Raw genomic sequence first — 24,912 nt, 5'->3', positions numbered from 1 at the left:
GGGCGCACCTGTGTGTGCGCCCAAAACCGGGCAGACACAGAGGTCTGCCCCTACACCCCAGCGCCTCTCGCCAGCTATTCATGCGCGCATTTCCGCCGGGGCAAGGCCTACCGCCTGCACAGTCCGATAGCGTGAAATCCGCGCCGCGACAGCGGACGCAATGAATTGCGTCCCTACGAGAGCGGCGCTTGTGTAGGGACGCGATTTATCGCGTCCGCAAACTTCCAAAACCGACCCCCAACCCGTTTTCGCAGTGCTTTACACACTTACGGCACGCCTTGCCGCTACGCCCCGCCGCACCCTTTATGACTCAATCAGCTTGAGCACATAACGCCCGCCCGATTGATCGTTGTAGCTGCGCACTTCCACCCGGTAGATTTCGGTCGCAGGCAGCACCAGCTCTTCGATATAGCTGGACGTGCCGCCGCCCGGATCATCATCGTTGGCCGCCAGCACCAGACCGTTTTCGCGATAGATCGTCAGCGTCGTGTCCCAGCTCGCGTCGATGTCAAACGTGATCGTTTGTCCCGCGCGGCCTTCGAACAGCCACACATCGCCATCGCCGATCGCGATCTCGCCGCCGTTGCTGCCGATTTCGAGCGTACCGGCGGGCGGGACGGTCGGTTCCGGTGATGGTGTGGGCGTCGCCGCGGGCGGATCAATGATCCACAGCTTGTACGCGCCGCCTTCCTCGTCCGCGTAGCCGCGCACTTCGATGCGGTAATCGCCCGCAATCGGGAACGTGAAGCGTTCGATCAGCGAGGTCAGGCCGCCGCGCACCGAGTCGTCATTCAGCGCGAGGATGCGACCATCCGGGGCGATCAGCGCCAGCACCGTGTCCCACTCGGCTTCGGTGTACAGGTCAATGATTTCGCCGCCGCGCGCCGTGTATGTCCACGAGTCACGCGTGCCAATGGTCAGCGAGCCTGCGTTCTGACCGCGCTGCGCCGTCGCTTCAACCGCGGGCGGCGGCGTCGGCGTGATCGCCACATTGAGCGGCGACCAAATGGTGAAATCTTCGAAGCGCGTCACTTCGCCCACGGCTCGGTAGCCGTCATAGTACCCGGCCACCACCGCGATCTCGCCGGGGGCCACGTTCGAGGACAGATCCAGCGTGGTGATGAACTCCCCATTCAGGTAGAACGCACCGCTCGCCCCTTGCGCGACCACGCGCAACGTATTCGCGCCGCCTTCGCTGATGTTGAGGTTCGTCAACTGACCGCTCACGGACGACTGCCGATCCCCGACCTGCGTCTCAAATTCCCAGACGAGATCCGAACCGATCACGAGGCTGTGACTCCCATCATCGTTGAAGCGGAAGTCGAGCGCGAAATCCCAATCCCCGCGCGCCCGCCCGTACGGGTTGTAGAAGCGGACTTCGGCGACAAAATCGGCGGGTTGCACAAACGCCGACACATTGGCGGCGCTGTCCGCCTCGTGCACCAGACTGCCATTCATCGGCCCGAAGATCGGCACCGAGCCCGCGCTGACCGCTTCAGCGGTGGCGCGCGCCTGCGCGATCTGCGTTGGCGCGATGTAGGTCGCCGTGCCGGAGAACGCGGCCAGCGTCGCATATTCGGGGATTGGCGTCCACGAGGGCGCACCGATCACCGTCGCGGCCTGCTGATCCAGCGACCACACAGTGAAATCGTCGAAGAGCGTGACCGCGCCCGTGCGCGAATAACCGTCGTAGGCCGCCGTCACCACCGAGACTGACCCGGCGCTGGTGCGGTCGCCCACTTCAAAGCGCGTGACGTATTCGCCATTGGCGTACAAATCCGCCTTGTCGTTGATCACGATCAGTTGGAGCGTGTTCGTTTCGCCTTCGTTGGTGTTCCACACGCCCTCAACGCGCCCGGATTTGAGCGGGTCGGTGAGCGTCCCCGTCGATACGTCATAGCGAATGAGCGCATAGTCGCGGTTGGAGTCGACGATCAGGCGGTAGTGCCCGCTGTCGTTCTGGCGGAAGAAGTAAGCGAAGTCCCAATCGCCGCGATACGGCACGGTGAACGACACCTGCGCGACGAAGTCCAATACGCTTACGGGAGCGGCACTCTGCACCACCGACGACGAAGTCGGGTTGTGCGCCAGCGCGCCACCCGCCGGGCCGAACACGCGCACCGCATCCCGGTTGATGTCGAGCGCGGCGAGATCTGCGACTGCGGCCTGGGCGACTTCGGTCGCGAAGACCGGGGGCAGCGTGGAGGTCGGTGCCAGTGTGACGACCGCGGTCGCCGTCGGCAGCACAATCACTGAGACAGGCGCAAACTGCGGGCATGTCGGCTGTTGATCGAAAATCTGGAACTGTTCGCGTTCCGCGGCGGTGAATTCGCGCCGCAGCCGCGAGCACACATAGCTGATCGTGTCGTCAACGTTCACATCCCACAAACGCGCCGATCCGTCGCGGCTCGCGCTCAGCACGAAGCGGCTGTCGTCAGTCATGGCGACGCCCCACACCGCGCCCGTATGCCCGCTGAAGCGGCGCAGTTCTGCGCCCGTCTGCGCGTTCCACAGGCGCACCGTGTTATCGCTGCTGCTGCTCACCACATACTGATTATCCAGCGCGGCCATCAGCGACCAGATCGTCCCGGTGTGCCCGGTGATGCGCAGCACGTTTTCACCCGTCTGCACATCCCATTTGCGGATGGTCGTGTCGCCGCTGCTGCTCCAGAGGTAGCGGCTGTCCGCCGTATAATCCAGCGCGAAGACGGTGTTCTCGTGACCGCTGAAGATCGCCAACTGAGTGCCGGTGACCGCATCCCACAGCACGACGCTGCCATCATTGGTGCCCGCCGCGAAGGTTTGTCCATCCGGCGCGTAGGCGCTGGCATTCGCGGAGGTGCCGCCCGAGTCGACCGTGAAGATCGCCGCGCCAGTCAGCGCATCCCACACGGTGACCAGGCCGCCTTCATACGCGGCGACGAGGCGCGTGCCATCTCCCGACCAATCGACATCGTAGACGACGCCCTGCCGGCTGCCCATGCTCACGAGTTCGATGCCGGTTGCGGCGTCGAACACACGCACCGCGTTATCATCCGACCCCGTCGCCAGCAGGCGGCCATCCGGCGAGAAGGTCACCGAGCGCACCCAACCGGGGTGATTCAGCTGGGCGATCTGCTCGCTGGTCTCGCGATCCCACAGGCGCACGGTGTTATCGTCGCCGCCCGTGGCGATCACGCGGCCATCCGGCGATACATCAATCGCCAGCAGTTCGCCGGTGTGCCCAAGGAACTGATGCGGCACAAACGCGGGCGACGCATCCCACAGGCGGCTGGTGCCGTCGCTGCTCGCCGTGATCACGAAGCGCCCGTCGTGCGAGAAATTCACGCTCCAGATCGAGTCGGTGTGCCCGGTCAACCGCCGAATTTCCGTGCGCCGTTCAATATCCCACAGGCGCGCGGTGCGGTCTTCGCTGACCGTCGCCACTGTGCGGCCATCCGGCGAGAACGCCACATTGAGGATGCCGCTCGTATGCCCTTCGAGGCGGCGCAGTTCGCGTCCGGTCGCCACATCCCACAGCAGCGCGACGTCGTCATAGCCACCTGTCAACAGGAAGCGCCCATTTGGTGAGAAGGCTACGCCATACACCGAATTGGTATGCCCGAACAGGTTGAACAGTATTTCACCTGTATTCGCATCCCAGATTTTTGCGGACGTATCGCGGCTGGCTGTCGCCACCTTCGTGCCATCGGGCGAGAAGGCGACGTTGTAAATCATGTTGACGTGCCCGGTCAGCGTTTCTAAGCGCCGTCCGGTCGCCACTTCCCAGATCATCGCGGTGTTGTCCGCGCTGCCCGTCACAATGCGCGCGCCATCCGCGGAGAAAGCCGCGCTGAACACGGCATCGTCATGGCCGCTAAATTCGCGAATCTCTTCACCAGTCGCCGTATCGTAGATGATGGCCGACCCACCACCAAAGCCGGCCAGAATCGTCTGACCATCCGGCGAAAAGACGACGCTCCATGGCGTGTTCGGGCCGGGGATGGTGCGCAACAGCATGCCGTTGCTCGCGTCATACACGCGGAGCGCGCTGTCGCCACCCGCCGTCACCGCAAGGCGACCATCCGGGGAGAGCGACGCATACCAGTTGACCGTGCTGTTATCACCGAACATCTGGCGAGTGAACAGGCGGTTGGACGCCGCGACCAGCACATCGTCGGCCAGCGGTTGATATTCGATGTTGAGGGCGCGAATGCTCAACATAGCGGCGAGTTCGGCGTTGCCGTCTTCGCCCTGCAGGAGCGCATTACCTTCAGAGACCAGGCGCAGCGCCTCGGCGCGGGTTTCGCCGCGTTCGACCTGCTGCGCGACCGCCGTCAGCGTGACCGGGACGGGTGTGAGCAGCGCGGCGATCTCCACGGACTGCGCCTGCGCCGTACCCGCTAAGGCTTCCGCCTGGAACTGCGCGGCGGCGGCCGTCGCCAACTGCTGATTACCCGCTTCCAGCGTCGCCCCAACCGCGGTCAGCGTCGGTCCGACCGGTGTCAGCGTCGCGGCGACGTTCGCCGCCTGCTCCTGCGCTTCCACCACCTGCGCGATCGCTTCGCCATACGCGGCGGTCGCCGTGCTCAACTGCATCACGCCCGCCGCCAACTGTTCCCCGACCGCCGTCAGCGTCGCCGGGATAGGTGTGAGTGTTTGATTGGCAAAATCGGCATTCGCGCCCGCCGTTGCGGCGATGTCGCGCGCTTCTTCCTGCGCTGCCGCCGCCGTCGCCAACTGCTGATTACCCGCTTCCAGTGTGCCACCGACCGCGGTCAGCGTCGGCGCGACCGGGGTCAGCGTTTGCGCGACCACCGCGACCTGCGCCTGCGCGGTCACGCCCTGCGCGACCGCCGTCTGCTGATCGAAGATCGCCAAGCCCTGCGCGACCGTCGCCGTCGCCACCTGCTGCGAAGCGCTGTTGGCCTGCACAAACGCGAGGATCGTCGCGACGACCGCCAGCACGCCGACCACGCCGAGCACGACCGCCGCGCGGCCAAAGTTCTGCGCGCGCCGCGCGATCAGCGCTTCCCGGCGCTTGCGTTCGGCTTCCGCCGCGTCGACGCGTTCGCGTTCGGTCAAACTCGCTTCGAGGTAGGCGCGTTCTTCCGCAGAGAGCGCGACATCCGTACCCGCCGCCCATTCTTCGAATTGGCTCAGGCGCGTGCCGCTCATCAGATAACCCGCATCGCGGTTGTTGCGCCGCCATTCTTCTGCCGCCAGCGCCAGACCACGCTGCAAGCGCATCGATTCGCGGCTCGTGTTCAACCAGCTCTTCAGCCGATCCCACGAGCGAATGAGCGCCTCATGCGCCACTTCGACCGTTGGCACGCGCGTCAGCGGGTCGCGGTCAAACGTCAGCAGGCGATATTTACCGTAGGTATCCAGCACGTTTTGCACGGCGGTGTTGTCCGCCGCCGTCAGCGACATGAGCTCATCCTGCCGCACACGCCGCCGGGTATCTTCCGTGCCTTCGCCCAGCGTGACCAAGCGCAGGAAGATCTGCCGCGCGGCCTTCTGGCACGTCTCGTCCAATTCGAGGAAGGTCTGCTCGGCCCGGCGGGCGAGCGCGCCCATCGCTCCATTGATTTCGTGATACGCATCCAGCGTGAGCAGGTTGCCGCGCCGCCGCTGGTAGAGTTCGGTCAGCGCGTACTGCAGCAGAGGCAGCGCCCCCGGCTGTTCGCCCACGTCTTTGGTGATCGCTTCGACCAACCCCGGTTCGAGGTTGAGATTCGCCATCCGCGCGGGCTTGGTGATCGCCTCGTTAAGTTCTTCGCGGTTGAGCGGCAGCACCACTTCGGTGCAGCGCCGGAACAAATGCCCGAAATCCGCGTACAGCAGCGGCTTATCGTAGAAGTCGGCGCGCAGTGTCATGATCACGCGCAGGTTGCCGCGCGATTCCTGAATCGCCGTGAGCAAGCTGGTCAAAAACTGGCGGCGCACCGCTTCGTTTTCGAGCTGCGTGAACACCTCTTCAAACTGGTCGATCACCAGCACGAGCGTGCTGTCGGCGGAGGGCAGCACGCGGCTGACCGCGCGCAGCAGCCCGCGCTCATCGGCCTGCATCTGCTCCATCAGGCTCGTCGGCGGGTTGACCGCAATGCGCAGCAGTGCAATTTCGAGTTCTTCAAACGGACGCGCGCCGGGCGTCATCTCCACGATGAACCAGCGATCCGAGCCTTCAAGCGCGCCCGCGCGGATTTTTGGCAGCAAACCGGCTTTGACCACGCTCGATTTGCCCGACCCGCTCGGCCCGACCACCGCGAGGAAGCGCGACGTATCGCCTTCCGCGTTCAGACGGCTGAGGAGCGTGTTGATCAGCGCGTCGCGCCCGAAGAAATCTGCCGCATCCGCCGATTGGAACGCGCGCAGCCCTTTGAACGGGTTGCGCACCGGGGCGTTAGTCGAGCCTGCGGTGGCGGGCGTCGACGGCCCCGTGATCAGCGGACCAACCGTGCGCAAATTCGCCTCTTCGGTGACCATTTCGGTCGCGGGTCCGCCCTGACGCGCCGCCAACGCATCCGTCATGCTCAAGGCCGATGTCAGCCCAACGGCGCGCCGGAACGCGACCGCCAGCGCGACCGCATCTTTGAAGCGCTTCGCCGGGTCTTTCTCGGTCGCCTGCGCAATCACATCGTCGACTTCCTCCGGCAGATCCGGCCGCTTCATGCTCACAGGCGGCAGCGGGTCGTTGAGCTGCTTGAGCATCAGGGCCGTTGCCGTGTTGTCGGGGAAGGGGCGCACCCCGGTCAGCGTCTCATAGAGCACAATGCCGAGGCTGTAAATGTCGCTGGCGGGCGTGAGCGTTTCGCCGCGCACCTGTTCCGGCGACATGTAGTCGGGCGAACCGATCACCTGCGCGGTGCGCGGCGCGTCGCCCGTCGAGAGGTCTTTCGCAATGCCAAAATCGGCGAGGTAAGCGTTGCCTTCCTCGTCGAGCAAAATGTTGTCTGGTTTCAAATCCCGGTGAATCACGCCGCTGCGATGCGCGACGGTCAGCGCCGCCGCCACCTGATCCAGCATGAGCGACGTGCTTTCGGGCTGCCACGGGCCACCCGCGCGAATCGAGGCGCGTAAACTGCCACCACGCAGAAAACGCATCACCAGATACGCGCCGTCCGGCTCTCGCCAGTAATCGTAGAGCGGCACAATGTGTGGATGTTCCAGCCGCGCCACGAGCTGCGCTTCCGTTTCAAAACGCCGGATGAACTCCGGTTGGTTGGCGTGTTCCGCCAGAATCACTTTGATGGCCACTTCGCGTCCCACCGCGGGCTGCGCTGCCCGGTACACGGCACCGAATCCCCCCGCACCGATCTTTTCGCGGAGTTCATATCCCTTGATGACACGTTTGGTTTCTTCAGTCAAGGTCGTTTAGTTTCCATAAGGCTGACAAAAAGCCGCTGCTCTACGTCCCATTATAGCCAAGAAACGCCGAAGGCTCGTCCGTCGTTCGTCGGATTTTCCCAACCATTCGCCGCCGCCTGCCCGGCACGGCGCTCAGTCCCTGCATCATGACCATTGATGCTCCATCCTGATCACGGAGCGCGCCTTCGTCACACCTTGCTATCAACGATATTTAGCACGGCGGACATCACATAAGCGTTAATACATATGACATTTCTCACAATCCAGTCAGTCAATGTCAAGTATTCCTAATGCCTTTTTCCGTCTCGCGTCAGGTAAGATGTAATAACTTTATGAAATTCATGAATTTTGCGGCCGTTGTTACCAAATCTCTATGCTAAAACGCAAATTGTAAGGCATAATTGTATTGAGAATTTCGGTAAACGATTAGATGGGGAACCGCCGCTCACACCACTCCATACCCCCTCTCTGGAGCGATTGCGGTGCAGATGGAGACTACCCTAGCCTTTGTGATTGAAGGTGATGCTCACAGCTTAACTGTGATCTCTGGTCTGCTGCGTGATCTCGGAATCAACTACAAGCGCAACATGACGGGTGCCAATGTACTAGAACAACTGCGTGCGATGCAGCCGCACCCCGACTTCATCCTCCTCAACACTGACCTCCCCTATGGCGATGGTATCACGCTTGGACAGCTCATCCTCCGAGATCGGCAGCTCAGCGCTATCCCGATTATCATCATCGGGCAGCAGGCCGTCGACGATATGATTGAACCGGTGCAAAGAGTCGGCTTCGCGGCCTATCTCGCGAAACCCCTGCCGAAGCGGCTGTTTGGTGAAATTATTCGCCGCGTGCTCGCCGGTGAAGAAGTCTGGCAGTACGCAGTCTAGAGTCGCCAAGCCGCCCGCCTTCCTATATACTCCCACGCGCTGCAACCGGATTAGGAGTGTATAGCTCATGAACAGCCAAACGGCGTACGATCGCATTGCCGAATGCGCCTTCATGGCGGGGATGCGCGGCAACTTTGTGCCAACCACCGCCGTCGAAGTGGCGCACGTCCTCGTGGAAAGCGGCCGCATCAACGTCTTTGAACTCACCATGAATTCCCCGCAAGCTATCGAAGCCATGCAAGCCATCAAGCACATCTATGGGGACAACGCCGTCGTCGGCATGGGGACCGTGCTGGATGTCGAGATGGCGCGGCAGGTGCTCGACGCGGGCGCGGATTTCGTCGTCGCGCCGTCGTTCAGCCGCGCCGTCGTCGAGTACGTCCTGCAGCATGACATTCTCGTCGTGCCCGGCGTGATGACGCCGACCGAGGCCGTCGACGCGTGGAGCACAGGCGTCAAACTCCTCAAGCTGTTCCCGAGCGGCCCGCTCGGGCTGGACTACTTCAAGGCGCTCCGCGGTCCGCTCGATCACATCAACTTCATGTGCAACGGCGGCACCGATGACACCAACTCGTTCGACTTTCTCAAGGCCGGCGCGGTCGCGTGCGGCATGGCGGGCTGGCTGACCGGCAACGGCAGCACCCCGCTCGATGTGATCGCGCGGCGCGCCAAACTGCTCCGCGACGGCGTCACCGCGCTGCGCACGGGCATCCGCGTCTAGAAACCAGTCAACCGCAGAGAGCGCAGAGAAAAATCATTATCTTTGCGCTCTCTGCGGTGCAATTTTCTGGCTTGCACATGACCGCCCTGGCGTTCATTCTTTGCCGGGCTCCTGCTGAATTCGGTCCGGTCAGACAACCGCTGTATCAGTTTAGTAACCCGGGCGCGCACCGTGGCACAAAGCCCTACCCTAAGCTATAGTTAATCCACTCGTTTTTCTCGCTCACCGAGGTTTGATGACTTCCCTCGACACACGTCCTGCGCAGCGTATCGTCGTCAAGGTTGGCACGAGCGTGTTGACTGGCGGGACGCCGCGGCTCAGCCGCCAGCGTATGCTCGATGTGGTCGCGCAGGCCGCCCGACAGCACGCCGCCGGACACGAGATCATCCTCGTCTCGTCGGGCGCGGTCGCCGCCGGACGCGAACGCCTCAACTTCCCGCACTTCGGGCGCTCCGTCCCCGCCAAACAGATGTTGGCGGCGGTCGGTCAAAGCCGCTTGATGCAGGTCTACGGCGACCTGTTCGACATCTTCGGGATCACCGTGGCGCAGGTGCTGCTCACGCGCGACGACCTGAACAACCGCACGCGCTTTCTCAACGCGCGCGACACGCTGCTCACCCTGCTCGATCACCACATTATCCCGATCATCAATGAGAACGATACGACCGCCACGCACGAAATCCGCGTGGGCGACAACGACAACCTGTCGGCGCTCGTCGCCACGTTGATCGAAGCCGATCTGCTCGTGCTGCTCACGGATCAGCCCGGTCTGTTCACCGCCGACCCGCGGCAGGACAAAGACGCGCAGTTAATCCCCCGCGTCGCGCGCATTGACGAGACGATGTGGGCGCTGGCGGGCGATTCGGTCTCTGGCCTGGGGACGGGCGGCATGGTCACGAAGATTCAAGCGGCGCAGTTCGCCAGCCGCGGCGGCGTCATGACCATTATCGCCAGCGGCAAAGAGTCCGATACGCTCGACCGCCTCGTGCGCGGCGATGGGATCGGCACGCGCTTCGACCCCGCTAACCACGCGCTCGAAAACAAGAAGCGCTGGCTGCTGCTGGAAAAACCACACGGCGCCATCAAAGTCGATGCGGGCGCGGCGCGCATGCTGCTCAACGGCGGCGCGAGTCTGCTGCCCGTCGGCATCACCGGGATCGAACGGGAATTTGAGCGCGGCGCGGCTATCGCCGTGCTGAACAGCGCCGGCCAAGCCATCGCCCACGGCCTCACCAGCTATGACAGCGACGCCGTACAGCAGTTAATCGGCGTGAAGAGCGCGCAAATCGTCGAGATTCTCGGCTATAGTTATGGTGACGCTGTGATCCATCGCAATAATATGGTGTTACTCAATTAACGGAACGGCAATTCTGGTTTACGCTAAATATAGGCATAACGTGTGCCCGACACACGCTGCGCGCCCGGATGAGGACGGACGATGAATTTAATTGACATGGGACAACGAGCGAAAGCCGCTGGCAGTTTGCTCGGTCGCGCGCCGACCGCTGTAAAAAATGCCGCGCTGATCGCCATCGCCAACGCGCTGGAAGCGCACGCCGATGCCATCTTGAGCGCCAATACGCTCGACCTGACGGATGCCCGCGCTAATGGCATGAGCGAAGCCATGCTCGACCGTCTCAACCTGCATGGGCGCATCGGCGGCATCGCCGCGGATGTGCGCAGCGTCGCCGATTTGCCCGACCCGGTCGGCGCGACTATCGAAGCGCGCACGATGCCCAACGGCCTGCAAGTCTCCAAACGGCGCACCCCGCTCGGCGTGATCGGCGTGATCTACGAATCGCGTCCCAATGTCACCGTCGACGTGATCTCGCTGTGCCTCAAAAGTGGCAACGCCGTCATTCTACGCGGCGGTTCCGAAACCTTGCGCAGCAATATGGCGCTGGTCACGGTGATTCGGGACGCCCTCGCGCCGTTCAGCGCGGACATCCCCGCCGACGCGATCCAGTACATCGACGACACCGACCGCCGCTACGTGCTGGAACTGCTCAAACTGCACCAGTACGTCGACATGATCATCCCGCGCGGCGGTAATACGCTGCATATGTTCTGCCGCGAAAACAGTGTCATCCCGGTGATCACGGGCGGCATCGGCATCTGTCACATCTTCGTCGACGAGACGGCGGATCTCGACGCGGCTCTCGCCATCATCCACAATGCGAAAGTCCAGCGTCCGTCCGTGTGCAACGCCGCCGAAGTCCTGCTGGTCCACGAAAAAGTCGCCGCAGACTTCCTGCCGCGGGTTGTCGATCACCTCGGCGCGTCCGGTGTGACCTTCCGCGCGGAACCGCGCGCGCTCGCCGCCCTCAATGGCAGCGCCGACGCGCGCGTCTCACCTGCGGGCGCGGAGGACTTTGATACGGAATGGTTAGCGCTCATTCTGAGCGTGAAAGTCGTCAGCGGGCTGGACGAAGCGATCACCCACATTCAACACCACCACACGCAGCATTCGGACAGCATTCTTACCGAGAATCTGGACCATGCGACGCAGTTTATCGACGCCATCGACTCCGCCGCCGTCTATGTGAACGCCAGCACGCGTTTCACCGATGGCTCACAGCTTGGCCTTGGGGCAGAAATGGCGATCAGCACACAAAAGCTGCATGCGCGCGGCCCGCTGGCCTTAGAAGAGCTCACGACCTACAAATGGGTCATCATTGGCGAAGGTCACGTCAGAGGATAACAAGGATGGGGCGCGTACTCCTGCTCGAAGACAATCCGGAACTGTCCGATGTGCTGCGCGAAGTCATCAGTTTGGCCGGACATCATGTCAGCGTCGCCCAGAATGGTCGCGAGGGTCTAGACATCTTGCTCGACCTCAGCAGCGCGCCTGACATTGTGATCTGCGATCTCGTCATGCCGGATATGGATGGTTTTGAATTCATCCGCGAGCTGCGCGCGAACCCCACGTGGAACGGCGTCTACTGCATCGCCATGAGCGGCGCGAAACACGAAGCGAAAATGGCGCTGGAAGCTGGCGCCGATCAGTATCTGGTCAAACCCTTCAGCATCGGCGACCTGAGCGGTCTGCTCGATGAGTGGATGGCGAAGTGAAGCTGTTGGTCAAAAATCGTTCTCGTGCCCGCTAACCCGCGGGCCTTTTTGTAAATATAGGTTGGCTGATGACATCGAGCACACTCATTATTCTGAATCCGCATGCGGGCGGCGGACGCGCTGGCACGGTCTGGCGCGAAATCGAACCGATCCTCTGGAACCACATGGGCGACCTGATCGTCGCCGTGACCCAGCACCCGAACGAAGTCGCGCGCCACATTGAGCAAGCCTACACGGTCGGCGTACGCCGCGTGATCGCGCTCGGCGGCGACGGCACAAATCACTCGCTGGTCAATGCGTTGGCCGTCTTCAACCAGCAGCACCCCGACGAGCCGATGATCTACGGGAACATCCCGGTCGGCACGGGTCGGGACTGGGCGCGTGGGCAGGGGCTGCCCTTCACGGAGGCCAAACCCATTGCGGATTGGATCATCGGCGCGAAACCCACGCCCACCGACATCGGCCTGATCACCACCGACAACACCCAACGCGAATACTTCCTCAACATTGCCAGCGCAGGTTTGGGCGGTGAAGTCGCGCGGCGCGTCAACCACCTCAAGAAATACCCGTGGACGTTTTTGCTTTCGACGGTCATGACGACGCTCACCTATCACCCGCAGACCGTGCAGGTGCAGGTCGACGGGCAGGACTGGTATGAGGGCGGCGCGTATGTCGTCGCCGTCGCCAACGGCTCGACCTTTGGGCACGGCATGCGCATCGCGCCGAACGCCGATGTCGCCGACGGCCTGTTCGAGATCATCCTCGTCAAAGGCGTGTCGCGCCTCACCGTGCTGACCGCCCTGCGCCGCGTCTACGATGCGTCACACCTCACGCATCCCGGCGTGCTCTCCACGCGTGGGCGCTCGATCACGGTGACGCGCCCCAAGACTCGCGAGATCATTGACATGGAATTGGACGGGGAGTATCACCGGGGGCACGAGATCAACTTCAGCGTGCAGCCCGGCGCGCTGCAAATGCTGCTGTAGAGCGTTGAGCGGTCGCACTTGTAGGGACGAGGCATGCCTCGTCCTTTTTTGTTACAAAAGGCGGCAACCTCACCCCAAGAAGTTTACGGCTCCGCAGTGGACGTGCCCTGACCTACAGCCTGCCTCCACCATTCGATGCGCGTGATCCCCGGTTCGCCCAACAGCAGCGCGTGAATCGACCGCGCAATGGCTTGCTTATCCCCCGGCTGCGGACGCGCCTTCAAGCGCCAAATCCAGAGACAGCCGGGGTCGAGATCCAGACCGACCGCCCACTGCGGCGGATCGGTCTCTCCATCAGCCATACTCACACTGATCCAGTAGTAGGCGCGGTTCAGGCGCAGGTGAAAGCCGTAACCATAATCCTCGCCAATGACGGGAGTCGCGTCATAGCCGCGTTCCACTAGCCCGGCGCGCAGCCATCCGGCGAGGTCATGCCCGAGAATATCGTTGATCGCATCTGGAAGTGGGGTGAGGCTGTAAGTAGCAGAGTAGAAGGTCACCATGACCATAATGAGACAGCCTCACATCGTCGCAGCATCCCTTACGACGTAGGTGCTTGGGGTTCAGGTGTCGAGGTCGTTTTCACGGGTTCAGGCGCAGCCGGCGGCGTTTCGATCACCGGCGTGGCAGCGACCACAATCGGCGTCGGCGCGGCCGTTTCGGTTGGCGGCGCGGCGACGGGTTCAGCCGCCGGCTTGGACTTGACGATGACTTCGTATTTTTGCACCAGCTCGACGACTTCAGCGACGGGCAGCGGCTTCGACAGATAGCCATCGCAGCCCGCTTCGATGCAGCGTTCGCGGTCACCGACCATGGCGTAGGCCGTCACTGCTACGATGGGGGTCTTGAAACCGCCCGCGCGGAGCTGGCGCACGACCTCCAGGCCGCCGATCCGCCCTTCGAGCTGTAAATCCATCAGCACGAGATCGGGGTTATCGGCGGCAAACCGCGTCAGCGCCACCTCCCCATCCGTGTAATTGATGACCTCGTGTCCACCCATCCGCGCAATTCTCTGTAAAAGCGAGATGTTGGCCGGGTTATCTTCAACATACATGATCCGCATTATGTTTTCCTCTAAAGAACTGTCTTAGTTCGACAGGACAAGCTGTTCAGCGGGCGCTTCCGGCGCGGCGATCAGTGCGTCCTGCCCCGCGTACAGCGGTACGACAACATGAAAAGTGCTGCCCTTGCCGACGGTGCTTTCGGCCCAGATGCGGCCGTCCATCAGCGCGAGCAGTTGGCGGCAAATGGCCAGCCCCAGACCAGCGCCCGAACGCGGATCGCGTCCCGGACCGCTCGCCTGCTTGAATTCTTCGAAGATGATGCCGAGATCCGCTTCGGAAATGCCCACGCCTGTATCGGCAATCGAGATTTGCAGCACATCATCAACTGGGCGCACGATGATCTTGATCGCGCCGTGATCGGTGAACTTGGCCGCATTGCTGTACAGGTTGAGCAGCACTTGGCGCACGCGGGCTTCGTCTGCCCACACATGCGGAATATCATCCGGCAAATCCGTTTCCAGCCGAATCGGTTTACCCGCCAGCAGACCGGACGCTGTCGAGAGCACGCTGTTGATGACGGGCTTGAGATCCAGTCGTTCGATGCGAATATCCAGCTTACCGGCGTCGACTTTGGCGAGATCGAGGATGTCGTTGATCAGGTTGAGGAGCTGCTTGCCGCTGGTATAGATCTGCTGCAAGTCGGCTTCGTAAGCGTTCGGCAGCTTGACGCCGTCGTACATCGCCGGGAACTTGAGCATCGTCTCGCTGAAACCGATGATCGCGTTGAGCGGCGTACGCAGCTCATGGCTCATGTTCGCGAGGAACTGCCCGCGGAAGTGCTTGGCATCTTCCGCCGCGGAGCGCGCCGCATCCAGTTCGACGTTGGTTTCCTGCAAGCGTTCGCTCAACGCCCGCGCGCGCACAAAGCCTTTTTCGACTTCCTGACGGCTGTCAAACAGTTCCGCCGCCACGCGCCGTTCGCGTTGGTAGTTCTGAATCGCCCATTCAGCGATCTGGTAGAGATCGCCTGTCACCTGCATGGCGATGATCGCCGCGAGGAACGTCATGATGATCGCGCCGATCTGCGGTGCGCCGAAGTAGCCCATCCCGCCGAGCACGGTCGCCGGGATCACGGTCAGCAGGATCGACGAGACCAGCGCCAGCAGCAGCGTATTCGTCGGCGGCAGCAGCAGCCCGACGATGAAGATGATCAGCGCGTAGAAGAACACATACACGTTGATCATTTCCAGCGGGCTGACCGTCAGCAGCAGCGTGAGCGCCGTGAGCGCGGCGAGAATGTAGGTCCATGCGGCAGCGGTGTAGCGATTACGCCCGAGGAAGAAGCGCGTCAGCAGCGACCCGGCGATCATCAGCCCGACGGGCAGCAGGGGGCGCACCAGGTCCATGCGCTGGAGCATCGCCGAATTGAGCACAACCCAGCCCGCGATCAGGCTGAGAACGATCGTCACGCGCCACAGGATTTTCAGGCGGTCAAATTTGACTTCGGTGGCAAAATCTTGATTATTCGGGATGTTCATCAAAAACCCTATTTGCCTGTTTAAGGTCGAGTTAAATTATTCTCATCCCATTCTATGTACACAGGCGCTTAAGATTACCCATAATCCAGAAATTTTCACAAAAATATAACAATCTTGGCGCATTATGCAGTTTGCACTACTTTTGACCCATTCTAGTTGTGTAGTGCGAATATGCTATAATGTGAGCATCGACTATCACAAACAATCTTACAAGGAGTCGTGATGACGACGAACGCAGTCGCGCGGGCCTCGTCCCGACTAAGCGAGGACACGCTGCTGGAGATGTTTTGGGTGATGCTGCTCAGCCGCCGGCTCGACGAACGCAGTTGGGCGCTGCACCGGCAGGGCAAAATCCACTTTCACATCAGCGGCATGGGGCACGAGGCGGCGCAAGTGGGGACGGCCTTCGCGCTCAATCGCGGCGTCGACTACGTTCACCCCTATTATCGCGACCTCGCGCTGGTGCTGGCGATCGGCGTCACGCCCACCGATTTCATGATGAGCCTGTACGGCAAGCAGGGCGAATACAGCAGCGGCGGGCGGCAGATGCCCTCGCATTTTGGCAGCAAACATCTCAACATTATCAGCGGCTCGTCCCCGGTGGCGACCCAAGTGCCGCAGGCCGCGGGCATCGCCTTCGCCATTAAGTACCGCCAGACGTGCGGCCTCGTCGATCCCCAGGACACGACACAGCCCCGCGTCGCCCTGACCTGCCTCGGCGAAGGCTCCACCTCGCAGGGCGAATGGCACGAGGGCATGAACTGGGCGGGCGTGCATAAACTCCCCTTTATTTGTCTGGTTCAAAATAACAATTACGCGATCTCCGTCCCGCTCGGCTCGCAGATGGCGGTCGCCAACGTCGCTGACCGCGCGGCGGCGTACGGTGTGACCGGTGTCATCGTGGACGGCAACGATATCCTCGCCGTGTACGATGTCATGGCGGACGCGGTGGAACGCGCTTATAACGGTGACGGCGCGACGCTAGTCGAAGCCAAAACCTATCGCCCCGTGCCGCATTCGTCCGACGACGACGACCGCAGCTACCGCACCCGTGAAGAAGTCGACGCGTGGAAGAAGAAAGATCCGGTGCTGCGCTTCCGCCGCCACTTGGAGGAGATCGGTGTGCTGACGCCCGACATGGCGAACGATTACGAAGTCCGCGCCCGCGCCGAAGTCGACAAGGCGCAGGCCACCGCCGAAGCCGCGCCTTATCCCGCACCCGAAGACGCGCTCGGCGCGCTCTACGCTCCGGCGGAGGCTTAACCATGCCCAATCTGACTCTCATTGATGCCGTTCGCATGGCGCTGGACGAAGAGCTCGCCCGTGATCCGCGGGTGTTCATCACCGGGGAAGATGTCGGCGTGCGCGGCGGCGTGTTTCGCGCCACGCAGGGGCTCTACGATAAGTACGGTGCCTCCCGTGTCGTCGATTCACCCCTGGCTGAACTGTCCATCGTCGCCATCGGCATCGGGGCGGCGCTGGCAGAACTCCGACCGATCTGCGAAATTCAGTTCAGCGACTTCATCCACCCCGCCTTCAACCAGATCGTCAACGAGGCGGCCAAGTTCTACTACCGCTCGAACGGGCAGTGGCGCGTACCGCTGGTCATCCGCGCGCCGTATGGCGGCGGCATCTCCGGCGGGCTGTATCACAGCCAGAGCGTCGAAGCGTTCTTCGCGCATGTCCCCGGCCTGAAGATCGTCGTGCCGTCCACCCCGTATGACGCGAAGGGGCTGCTCAAAAGCGCGGTGCGCGACCCGAACCCGGTGCTGTTCTTCGAGCCGAAGAAGGGCTACCGCTCGATCAAAGGTGACGTGCCCACCGACGACTACACCGTGCCGATTGGCCCCGCCCGCGTCGCTCGGGCTGGTCGTGATCTCTCCGTGTTCGCTTATGGCATGATGGCGCACTACGCCGCGCAGGCCGCCGAGAAGGTCGCCCGCGAGGATGGCCTCGATGTGGAAGTGATCGACCTGCGCACGCTGCTCCCGCTCGACAAAACGAGCATTCTGGAGTCGGTCAAGAAGACGAGCAAGGCGCTGATCGTCTACGAGGACAACAAGACGCTCGGCTATGGGGCGGAAGTCGCCGCGTTGATCGTGGACGAAGGCTTCGAATACCTCGACGCTCCAGTCAAGCGACTGGCGGGCGCGGATGTGCCCGGCGTGCCCTTCAGCCACCCGATGCAGGAGTATTTCATGCCGAATCCCGACAAGATCGCCGCCGCCATCCGTGATTTAGCGGCGTACTAGAGAAAAGATTATGAACCACAGAGAACACAGAGAGCACAGAGATCGTTGGTAGGGACGCGCTTCTGCGCGTCCGCATTGCACCCTGACCTCGGACGCCCCGTTGGGCGTCCCTACCAATACGCATATCTTGCTCCGTGTTCTCTGTGTTCTCTGTGGTTAAGAGCATTTAGGAGTTTCGATGCCAACCAACGTGATCATGCCGCAGTTGGGCGAAAGTGTGGTCGAAGGTACGGTGAGCAAATGGCTCAAGCAAGCAGGCGACACTGTTGCCGAGTTTGAGCCGCTGCTCGAGATCAGCACCGACAAGGTCGACACGGAGATTCCCGCCCCGGCAGGCGGTGTACTGCTCAAGATTCTGTCCCCGCGGGGAAACCGTCGAACGCGGCACGCTCCTCGCCGTAATCGGTCAACCTAACGAAACTGTAAATGATGCCCCTGTCGCGACTCGGCCGGCCTCGTCCGCGGCTGCCCCCGTTGCCAACGGCCATGCGACCCCGGAACAGGTCGCCGCGCCCGCCGTCGTCGTGGAGCCCAACGCCTATACCGGGCATGTCACCCCGGTTGTCGCGCGCATGGTCGCCGAGCATCAACTCGATCTCGCGCAGATCACCGGGACGGGGCGTGATGGTCGCGTCACCAAAAAAGATGTCGAAGCCTACCTCGCCGCTCGACCGACCGCGCCGACAGCGGACGCAATCGCCGAAGATGACACGCCGCCGTGGGAACGTCCCGGCAGCGGCGATCTGTTCAAATCCACGCAGGATTACGACGATACACCGACCCCACCCTCGACTCCTCCTGTAGGGACGAGGCATGCCTCGTCCTCTGACCAACCCGCCAAACAGTCACCGACCGCTGCAGCACCCGCGCGTGTCCACCCCGTCGAGCCGATCCCGACCGCGTCCCCCGGCGACCTCGTGCCGCTCACGGGCATGCGCCGCGCCATCGCCGACCACATGGTGCGCAGCAAGCACACCTCACCCCATGTGACCACCATTTTCGAAGTCGATCTGTCGGCGGTGCTGGCGCATCGAACTGCCAACAAAGACAGCTATGCCAAGCAGGGTGTCAACCTCACGCTAACCGCCTACTTTGTGTCAGCAGCGGTCGAGGCGCTGCGCGCCGTACCTTACCTCAATGCGCAGTGGACGGACGACGGCATTTTTCTTCACCGCGTGCAGAATATCGGCGTGGCAGTGGCTTTGGACGAGGGCTTGATCGTCCCGGTGATCAAGAACGCGGGCGACTACAACCTGCTTGGGCTGGCGCGTCTGGTCAATGATGTGGCGAATCGCGCCCGCAGCAAGCAGCTCAAGCCGGACGAGGTCAAAGACGGCACGTTCACCATCACCAATCACGGCGTGAGCGGCAGCCTCGTCGCTATGCCGATCATCAATCAGCCGCAGGTCGGCATTCTGGGTGTGGGGATGCTGGAAAAGCGCGTCAAGGTGATCACCGATGCGCTCGGTAATGACAGCATCGCCATTCGCCCGTGCGTGTACGTCTCGCTGACCTTCGATCACCGCGTGGTCGATGGCGCGGCGGGCGACACCTTCCTGCTCAAGCTCAAGCAAACGCTCGAAGGCTGGAAATAGAATAGGGATAGCATCTACGGCTCCCTCATTCACCCTCTCCCAGCAAGCGGACGCGATGAACAGCGTTTCGCGTCCCTTACGGCGGACAGTTTTAACAACGTTTTAGGGTCCAAGGGGCAGACCGACGTGCGTCCTGCCGGATGCCCTGGCGCGAATCTTAAGGGCCCATTAGGTGCGCCCTCAACTACGAGACCATTCGAGAAACCACTTGAGCTAGCGGTCAATCTCGCCCCGACTCCTCATCAGCGCCTCGCATACGTTTGCCCTACCGCCTGACACCAAGTTCGCATTTTTTGCGTAAATTAAGATGTGAAACACAAGGAGGTACTACCGATGGAGATCATCTTCCGGTTATTCATCATCCTCGCCACGCTGGTATTCGCGGGCGGGGTCGCAGCGCAAGACACAGGCAGCGTCGGCTATGCAGGCGTGAAGGACAATACACTCATCCTCTATCAAGCAGATGGCAGCAGCATCCGGGTCGACAATCCAGAGAATCAGGGTTTGACGCATCTCGCGTGGAGTCCCGACGGGAGCAAGTTAGCCTACGTGCTGATCGACGCGGAGTATGACTGGCATCTCATGGTCGTCAATGCCGATGGGACAAATCCCGAGATGCTGGCGAACACGGGCAGAGTGGAGGCCAGTTACCCGATATCGTGGACGTCCAATCAGCAAATTCTGTTCGCGCAGCCGCCGCAAACCTTTGACAGCGAACAGTATCTCATCACACTCGCCGTGATTGCGCCCGAAGCGACCGCCCCGGCCACCCTGCTCGGCCAAGTTCCGGTCGGCGTCGGCTGTGGCGGCGGCTCGCCATTACCAGCAGACTGGCAGTACTGGACGGAGACCGGCTTCGGCGGCAGTCCCATGACGCTCCAGTGGACGGATTTCGGCGTGCTCTACAGCGTGACCTGCGGCGGTACGGGCTATGCGCTGCTTGACCCAGCAACGGGCGAACCGCGGTACGTCACCCCCGTCAGCTTTTACAACGGCATCCCGGGCGCCGATGACAACATCAGCCGCGCGAAACTGAGCCCGGACGGGACGACGCTGGTCGCCATCCGCACCGTCTACGCCGAACCCGATCCGGTCGAGTCGGTCGTGCTGGTCGACTTGGCGACGGGGACGATCACCGATGTGCCGACGTCGATGCAGCCCGATCAGGTGGCGTGGTCGGCATCGGGTGACGTGTACTACGCTGCGCGCAGCGTCGCCGATCCCGATTTGCTCGATGATCTCACACCTGAGCAGCGCGCGCGCCTCGAGGCGTTGGGCACGGGCTTTGTCATCGGCTCGAACATGGTGACAATCGCGCAGGTCAATGTCCAGACGCACACGGAAACCGTCATCCACACGGCCAGCGCGCACTATGTTGGGCGGCTGGTCGAAGCGCCGGATGGCAGTCTGTGGTTCAGCCTGATCCCGAATATGCAGGCGTGGCTGCAAGGGATTGGCGACGGCACGATCGACCCGCTGAACGATGTCGACAACCGCCAGCAGTTGGCGACCGTTCCCGTGAGCGTGTACCGCGCGGCTGGCGGGCAGATCGAAACCATAGTCGAGAACTTTAATCAGTTCACGCTGCGCCCCGCATAACCCGCATCCTCCCTCTGCTTTCGTAAGGACGAGGCCATCTACCTCGTCCTTTTTATATACTCACCCTTATCCATCAGCCTATGGGATACACCCTAAAACGGCTATAATTATCCCAGATCACATTACGTCCATTAGGAGACATTACATGGCGAAGCAATATGATGTCGTCGTGCTCGGCGCAGGCCCCGGCGGCTATGTCGCGGCGATTCGCGCCGCTCAGCTCGGCCTGAAAACGGCGATTGTCGAGAAACGCTACTGGGGCGGCGTCTGCCTCAACGTGGGCTGCATCCCGTCGAAGGCGCTGCTCCGCAACGCCGAACTCGCGCATCTGCTGAAAAATGACGCCGACAAGTATGGCATCAAGGTCAACGGCGAAATCACCTTCGACTTCGGGCAGGCCTTCCGCCGCAGCCGCGACGTCGCCAACGGGCGCGTCAAGGGTGTCCACTTCCTGATGAAGAAGAACAAGATCGACGAGTACGACGGTTGGGCGACCTTCACCGACGCCAACAACCTCGACGTCGAACTGAACGCGGGCGGTAAAGAGACGCTCACCTTCAAGAACCTGATCCTCGCGACGGGCGCAGTCACCCGCCTCATCCCCAACACGCAGATCAGCCAGAACGTCGTGACCTACGAAGAACAGATCATGGACGAGAACCTGCCCAAGTCGATCATCATCGCGGGCGGCGGCGCGATCGGCGTGGCATTCGCCTATGTGCATCACAACTACGGCGTGCATGTGACTATCGTCGAATTCCTCGATCGTCTGCTGCCGCTGGAAGATGAAGAAGTCTCGGCAGAACTGGAAAAGCAGTACCGCCGCCTCGGCGTCAAGGTGATGACCAAGACGCGCGTCGACAAGATTGAAGACACGGGCACGGGCGCAAAGGTCACCGTGACCACCGCCGACGGTAAGCAGCAGGTGTTGGAAGCGGATCGCGTCATGCAGGCGATTGGCTTCAAGCCGCGCACCGAAGGCTACGGGCTGGAAAAGACGGGCGTCAAGCTGACCGACCGCGGCGCAGTCGCGATCAACGGCAAGATGCAGACGAACGTCCCGCACATCTACGCCATCGGCGATGTCACCGCTAAGCTGATGCTGGCGCATGTCGCGGAAGCGATGGGCGTGATCGCGGCGGAGAACATCGCCGGGCATCCGTCGATTGAACTCGACTTCGACATGATGCCGCGCGCGACCTACTGCCAGCCGCAGGTGGCCAGCTTCGGCTACACCGAGAAGCAGGCGCGCGAGAAGGGCTTCGATGTCAACGTCGCCAAGTTCCCCTTCCAGGCGAACGGCAAGGCGCATGGCCTCGGCGAAACCGCGGGCTTCGTCAAGCTGATCAGCGACAAGAAGTATGGCGAACTGCTCGGCGCGCACCTGATCGGCCCGGACGTGACCGAACTGCTGCCCGAACTCACGCTGGCGCGCTACGCCGAACTGACCGCGGAAGAGATCGCGCGCAACGTCCATGCGCACCCCACGCTCAGCGAAGCGATCAAGGAAGCGGCACACGGCCTCGAAGGCCACATGATCAACTTCTAATCTCACAGGATGGCTGTGAATCTCGATTCAGAAGGACGAGGCCACCGCTTCGTCCTCATTTGTTTCTGAAATCCCGCCCTGGAGACCTCCATGCCCGAACCCAAGAAACGCGCGATTGACGATTACGAGCTGGTCTACCCGCAAACCCGTGCCGACTGGCGTGCATGGCTGTCGGCCAATCACGACAAGTCGCCGGGCATCTGGCTCGTGCGCTACAAAGTCAGCACCAAGCAGCCGACCATCACCTATGATGAACTGGTCGAAGAGGCGCTGTGCTTCGGCTGGATTGATGGCCTCGCGCGCGGCCTCGACGCAGAGCGCCATTTACAACTGCTAACGCCGCGCAAGCCGAAAAGCGTATGGTCGAAGATCAATAAGGAGCGCATCGAACGGCTGCTGGCAGCGGGCGTGATCGAAGCGCCGGGGTTGAAAGTCATCGAGATCGCCAAGGCCAACGGCTCGTGGTCGGCCATTGACGACGTCGAAGCCCTCACCGTCCCGCCCGATCTGGGCGCCGCGCTGGAACAAAACCCCGCCGCGAGTCAATTCTTCTACGGGCTGGCGAACACCTATAAGAAGGGCATCTTGCAGTGGATTGCCAGCGCCAAGCGCCCGGAGACGCGCCAGAAACGCATCGACGAGGCGGTCGCCCAAGCCGCGCTCGGCAAGAAAGCCAACTACCCCAACGAATAACGGCATATCCGCAGCGCACGGCTCATGCAGCTGTAGGCTGTGGTCCACTTCCTGGTTTTAGGCAATGAGGAGCAGCACTTGAACACAGTCACATCGAAAGACGGGACGCGGATCGCTTTTGATCAGTTCGGAGAGGGAGCGCCAGTCATCCTGGTGCTGGGCGCGTTCAACGCGCGACCGACCGGAGTCCCGCTCGGTCAAGCCCTTGCAGCGCATTTCACCGTGTTCAACTATGATCGGCGGGGGCGGGGCGATAGCAGCGATACCGAACCCTATGCCCTTGAGCGTGAGATCGAAGACCTTGACGCCCTGATCGCCCAAGCCGGGGGCTCTGCTTGCGTTTTCGGATATTCGTCCGGTGCGATTTTGGCCTTAAGAGCGGCGGCTCACGGGCTCGCCATTGCGCAGCTGGCGTTATACGACCCACCGCCAACCGGAGCCAGAGCCGGAACGCTCGTTCCTCAGCTCACAGAACTCGTGTCAGCGGGTCGCCGGGGTGATGCCGTTGAGCTGTTCCAGACCGAGGCGGTCGGCATCCCCGCCGAAATCGTTGCTCGGCTCCGCCATGCGCCGTTCCGGCCAGCGCTCGAAACCATGGCCCACACCCTCATCTACGAATCAACGATTCTCAGGGCGCTGCCCGATGGGTTGGCAGCTTCTGTCCAGATCCCCTGCCTCGTCATGGATGCCGAAAACAATCCGGATGTGATGCATCAGGCGGCCCAATCCTTAGCCGAGGCGCTGCCCAAGGGTCGCTATCGCCTGCTAGAAGGGCAAACGCATGATCTTGTCCCGGCTGTGGTCGCGCCCGTTTTAGAGGAGTTCTTTCTCAGCCACTAGCTCTGACGGCGATTCGAATGTATTTTCTCCTCGCTCCGCTCGGAGAGGGGTCGGGGGTGAGGTCGATCATTTGCACACCGGAAACCCTGCCTCGACCCGCTGGTAATACGCCTCGCTGGCAAAACCCCGCCACGCGAACGCCTGCGCCGCATCGCTGAGCGTGAATGTCGCCATGACGCGCCGCTGCGCCGCCCCCGCGTTGAGGAAATACAGCGACTGCACGGGCAGTTCCGGCGCAAACCACGGATCGCAGATCGTCATACGCGCATTGACGATCACATGCCCGCCGCGAAACGCCAGCGCCGTCCCTGACGTGAGAATCCCTTCCGGTTCGCCGAGAAACGCGATGACATCGCCGAGCGTCACGCCGGGGCACAGCGTCAGCGCCAGCAGCGTGACCGTGCGCCCGGAATAGTTCATGTTGACCCGGCAGTTGGTCAAATCCGCGGGGTCATACACGATGAAGCGATAGCGGGTGTCGTGCATGAATTCGTGGTAGCCCTGCGCGATGAGGATGTCAAGCGCCTCGTTGAGTTCCGTTGAGCGCGGGGTGATGTTCCACCAGCACGGCAGGCCGCACGCATCGAGCTCGGTCACGATGGGCGGCAGCGCCTGTCCCGACCCAAGTTGCACCACACCGACGCCGATCACCGTCAGCGCGGCAGACAAGAGCACGGCCAGCAGCAGCAGTCCACGCATGAAAACATCCATAACTCATTGGCTGTGTTCGATTGTCGCCAGATTGGGAAACGGTGTCAACCAGAGGTGCATAAATAGCGTGAGTTAGGGATAAGCCTCATTCGCGTCTCCCCCTCACCCCCTA

19 protein-coding genes are annotated in these 24,912 nt (G+C 62.0%); 14 read left to right on the top strand and 5 right to left on the bottom strand.

Annotated elements, in window-relative coordinates:
* Positions 1 to 303: 303 nt before the first annotated feature.
* A complete protein-coding gene (locus IPK17_RS20405; RefSeq protein ID WP_343419543.1) occupies positions 304 to 7,350 on the bottom strand; it encodes a WD40 repeat domain-containing serine/threonine protein kinase in 7,047 nt (2,348 codons plus the stop codon).
* Between the two features lie 488 nt (positions 7,351 to 7,838).
* Here IPK17_RS20405 and IPK17_RS20400 point away from each other — a divergent pair, with 488 nt between their 5' ends.
* The 6 genes from IPK17_RS20400 (at position 7,839) to IPK17_RS20375 (ending at position 13,019) form a co-directional block, all read left to right on the top strand.
* The gene (locus IPK17_RS20400) at positions 7,839 to 8,240 is read left to right on the top strand and encodes a response regulator (RefSeq protein ID WP_343419575.1); all 402 of its coding nucleotides are present in this window, start codon (positions 7,839 to 7,841) and stop codon (positions 8,238 to 8,240) included.
* 67 nt (positions 8,241 to 8,307) lie between these two features.
* Entirely contained in the window at positions 8,308 to 8,961 is a 654-nt protein-coding gene (locus IPK17_RS20395; protein ID WP_343419542.1) for a bifunctional 4-hydroxy-2-oxoglutarate aldolase/2-dehydro-3-deoxy-phosphogluconate aldolase, read from the top strand.
* A gap of 235 nt (positions 8,962 to 9,196) precedes the next feature.
* A complete protein-coding gene (gene proB, locus IPK17_RS20390; RefSeq protein WP_343419541.1) occupies positions 9,197 to 10,318 on the top strand; it encodes a glutamate 5-kinase in 1,122 nt (373 codons plus the stop codon).
* A gap of 81 nt (positions 10,319 to 10,399) precedes the next feature.
* A complete protein-coding gene (locus IPK17_RS20385) occupies positions 10,400 to 11,662 on the top strand; it encodes a glutamate-5-semialdehyde dehydrogenase (protein WP_343419540.1) in 1,263 nt (420 codons plus the stop codon).
* A gap of 5 nt (positions 11,663 to 11,667) precedes the next feature.
* Entirely contained in the window at positions 11,668 to 12,033 is a 366-nt protein-coding gene (locus IPK17_RS20380) for a response regulator (RefSeq protein ID WP_343419539.1), read from the top strand.
* 68 nt (positions 12,034 to 12,101) lie between these two features.
* Entirely contained in the window at positions 12,102 to 13,019 is a 918-nt protein-coding gene (locus IPK17_RS20375) for a diacylglycerol/lipid kinase family protein (protein WP_343419538.1), read from the top strand.
* Positions 13,020 to 13,102: 83 nt separating this feature from the next.
* Here the strand turns inward: IPK17_RS20375 and IPK17_RS20370 are convergent, their stop codons facing one another.
* From IPK17_RS20370 to IPK17_RS20360, 3 genes are read right to left on the bottom strand one after another with little or no spacing between them, the layout of a single operon-like run.
* Positions 13,103 to 13,528, bottom strand: a complete 426-nt coding sequence (locus IPK17_RS20370) for a hypothetical protein (RefSeq protein WP_343419537.1) — start codon at positions 13,526 to 13,528, stop codon at positions 13,103 to 13,105.
* Between the two features lie 32 nt (positions 13,529 to 13,560).
* A complete protein-coding gene (locus tag IPK17_RS20365) occupies positions 13,561 to 14,082 on the bottom strand; it encodes a response regulator (RefSeq protein ID WP_343419536.1) in 522 nt (173 codons plus the stop codon).
* Positions 14,083 to 14,106: 24 nt separating this feature from the next.
* Positions 14,107 to 15,561, bottom strand: coding sequence for a sensor histidine kinase (locus IPK17_RS20360; protein WP_343419535.1), 1,455 nt, complete (start codon positions 15,559 to 15,561; stop codon positions 14,107 to 14,109).
* A 222-nt stretch (positions 15,562 to 15,783) separates the two neighbouring features.
* Between IPK17_RS20360 and IPK17_RS20355 the strand changes: the two genes are divergently transcribed.
* The 8 genes from IPK17_RS20355 to IPK17_RS20320 all read left to right on the top strand — a co-directional run bounded on the left by IPK17_RS20355 (position 15,784) and on the right by IPK17_RS20320 (position 24,089).
* Positions 15,784 to 16,824 (top strand): thiamine pyrophosphate-dependent dehydrogenase E1 component subunit alpha, encoded by a 1,041-nt coding sequence (locus tag IPK17_RS20355; protein ID WP_343419534.1) that lies wholly within the window; start codon positions 15,784 to 15,786, stop codon positions 16,822 to 16,824.
* Between the two features lie 2 nt (positions 16,825 to 16,826).
* Complete coding sequence (locus IPK17_RS20350) at positions 16,827 to 17,813, top strand: alpha-ketoacid dehydrogenase subunit beta (protein ID WP_343419533.1); 987 nt, start codon at positions 16,827 to 16,829, stop codon at positions 17,811 to 17,813.
* A 178-nt stretch (positions 17,814 to 17,991) separates the two neighbouring features.
* Positions 17,992 to 18,228: a biotin/lipoyl-containing protein gene (locus IPK17_RS20345; RefSeq protein ID WP_343419532.1), complete on the top strand. Its 237-nt coding sequence runs from the start codon at positions 17,992 to 17,994 to the stop codon at positions 18,226 to 18,228.
* A gap of 109 nt (positions 18,229 to 18,337) precedes the next feature.
* Complete coding sequence (locus IPK17_RS20340) at positions 18,338 to 19,408, top strand: dihydrolipoamide acetyltransferase family protein (RefSeq protein ID WP_343419531.1); 1,071 nt, start codon at positions 18,338 to 18,340, stop codon at positions 19,406 to 19,408.
* A gap of 333 nt (positions 19,409 to 19,741) precedes the next feature.
* On the top strand, positions 19,742 to 21,007 hold the full coding sequence (locus tag IPK17_RS20335) for a TolB-like translocation protein (RefSeq protein ID WP_343419530.1): 1,266 nt from the start codon (positions 19,742 to 19,744) through the stop codon (positions 21,005 to 21,007).
* Positions 21,008 to 21,152: 145 nt separating this feature from the next.
* Complete coding sequence (gene lpdA / locus IPK17_RS20330; RefSeq protein WP_343419529.1) at positions 21,153 to 22,556, top strand: dihydrolipoyl dehydrogenase; 1,404 nt, start codon at positions 21,153 to 21,155, stop codon at positions 22,554 to 22,556.
* A 90-nt stretch (positions 22,557 to 22,646) separates the two neighbouring features.
* Positions 22,647 to 23,249 (top strand): YdeI/OmpD-associated family protein, encoded by a 603-nt coding sequence (locus IPK17_RS20325; protein WP_343419528.1) that lies wholly within the window; start codon positions 22,647 to 22,649, stop codon positions 23,247 to 23,249.
* 78 nt (positions 23,250 to 23,327) lie between these two features.
* Entirely contained in the window at positions 23,328 to 24,089 is a 762-nt protein-coding gene (locus IPK17_RS20320; RefSeq protein WP_343419527.1) for an alpha/beta fold hydrolase, read from the top strand.
* Positions 24,090 to 24,155: 66 nt separating this feature from the next.
* Here the strand turns inward: IPK17_RS20320 and IPK17_RS20315 are convergent, their stop codons facing one another.
* The gene (locus tag IPK17_RS20315; protein WP_343419526.1) at positions 24,156 to 24,788 is read right to left on the bottom strand and encodes a hypothetical protein; all 633 of its coding nucleotides are present in this window, start codon (positions 24,786 to 24,788) and stop codon (positions 24,156 to 24,158) included.
* Positions 24,789 to 24,912: the final 124 nt, after the last annotated feature.

Source organism: Candidatus Flexifilum breve, assembly GCF_016713355.1.
Note: the sequence above shows the minus strand (reverse complement) of the source record. Positions and strands in the feature narration are given on the sequence as shown.

Bases quoted from the DNA above. Each gene is read 5' to 3' on its own strand.
- IPK17_RS20400 (WP_343419575.1), top strand. From the start codon at position 7,839: ATGGAGACTACCCTAGCCTTTGTGATTGAAGGTGATGCTCACAGCTTA.
- IPK17_RS20395 (WP_343419542.1), top strand. From the start codon at position 8,308: ATGAACAGCCAAACGGCGTACGATCGCATTGCCGAATGCGCCTTCATG.
- proB (WP_343419541.1), top strand. From the start codon at position 9,197: ATGACTTCCCTCGACACACGTCCTGCGCAGCGTATCGTCGTCAAGGTT.
- IPK17_RS20385 (WP_343419540.1), top strand. From the start codon at position 10,400: ATGAATTTAATTGACATGGGACAACGAGCGAAAGCCGCTGGCAGTTTG.
- IPK17_RS20380 (WP_343419539.1), top strand. From the start codon at position 11,668: ATGGGGCGCGTACTCCTGCTCGAAGACAATCCGGAACTGTCCGATGTG.
- IPK17_RS20375 (WP_343419538.1), top strand. From the start codon at position 12,102: ATGACATCGAGCACACTCATTATTCTGAATCCGCATGCGGGCGGCGGA.
- IPK17_RS20370 (WP_343419537.1), bottom strand. From the start codon at position 13,528: ATGGTCATGGTGACCTTCTACTCTGCTACTTACAGCCTCACCCCACTT.
- IPK17_RS20365 (WP_343419536.1), bottom strand. From the start codon at position 14,082: ATGCGGATCATGTATGTTGAAGATAACCCGGCCAACATCTCGCTTTTA.
- IPK17_RS20360 (WP_343419535.1), bottom strand. From the start codon at position 15,561: ATGAACATCCCGAATAATCAAGATTTTGCCACCGAAGTCAAATTTGAC.
- IPK17_RS20355 (WP_343419534.1), top strand. From the start codon at position 15,784: ATGACGACGAACGCAGTCGCGCGGGCCTCGTCCCGACTAAGCGAGGAC.
- IPK17_RS20350 (WP_343419533.1), top strand. From the start codon at position 16,827: ATGCCCAATCTGACTCTCATTGATGCCGTTCGCATGGCGCTGGACGAA.
- IPK17_RS20345 (WP_343419532.1), top strand. From the start codon at position 17,992: ATGCCAACCAACGTGATCATGCCGCAGTTGGGCGAAAGTGTGGTCGAA.
- IPK17_RS20335 (WP_343419530.1), top strand. From the start codon at position 19,742: ATGGAGATCATCTTCCGGTTATTCATCATCCTCGCCACGCTGGTATTC.
- lpdA (WP_343419529.1), top strand. From the start codon at position 21,153: ATGGCGAAGCAATATGATGTCGTCGTGCTCGGCGCAGGCCCCGGCGGC.
- IPK17_RS20325 (WP_343419528.1), top strand. From the start codon at position 22,647: ATGCCCGAACCCAAGAAACGCGCGATTGACGATTACGAGCTGGTCTAC.
- IPK17_RS20315 (WP_343419526.1), bottom strand. From the start codon at position 24,788: ATGCGTGGACTGCTGCTGCTGGCCGTGCTCTTGTCTGCCGCGCTGACG.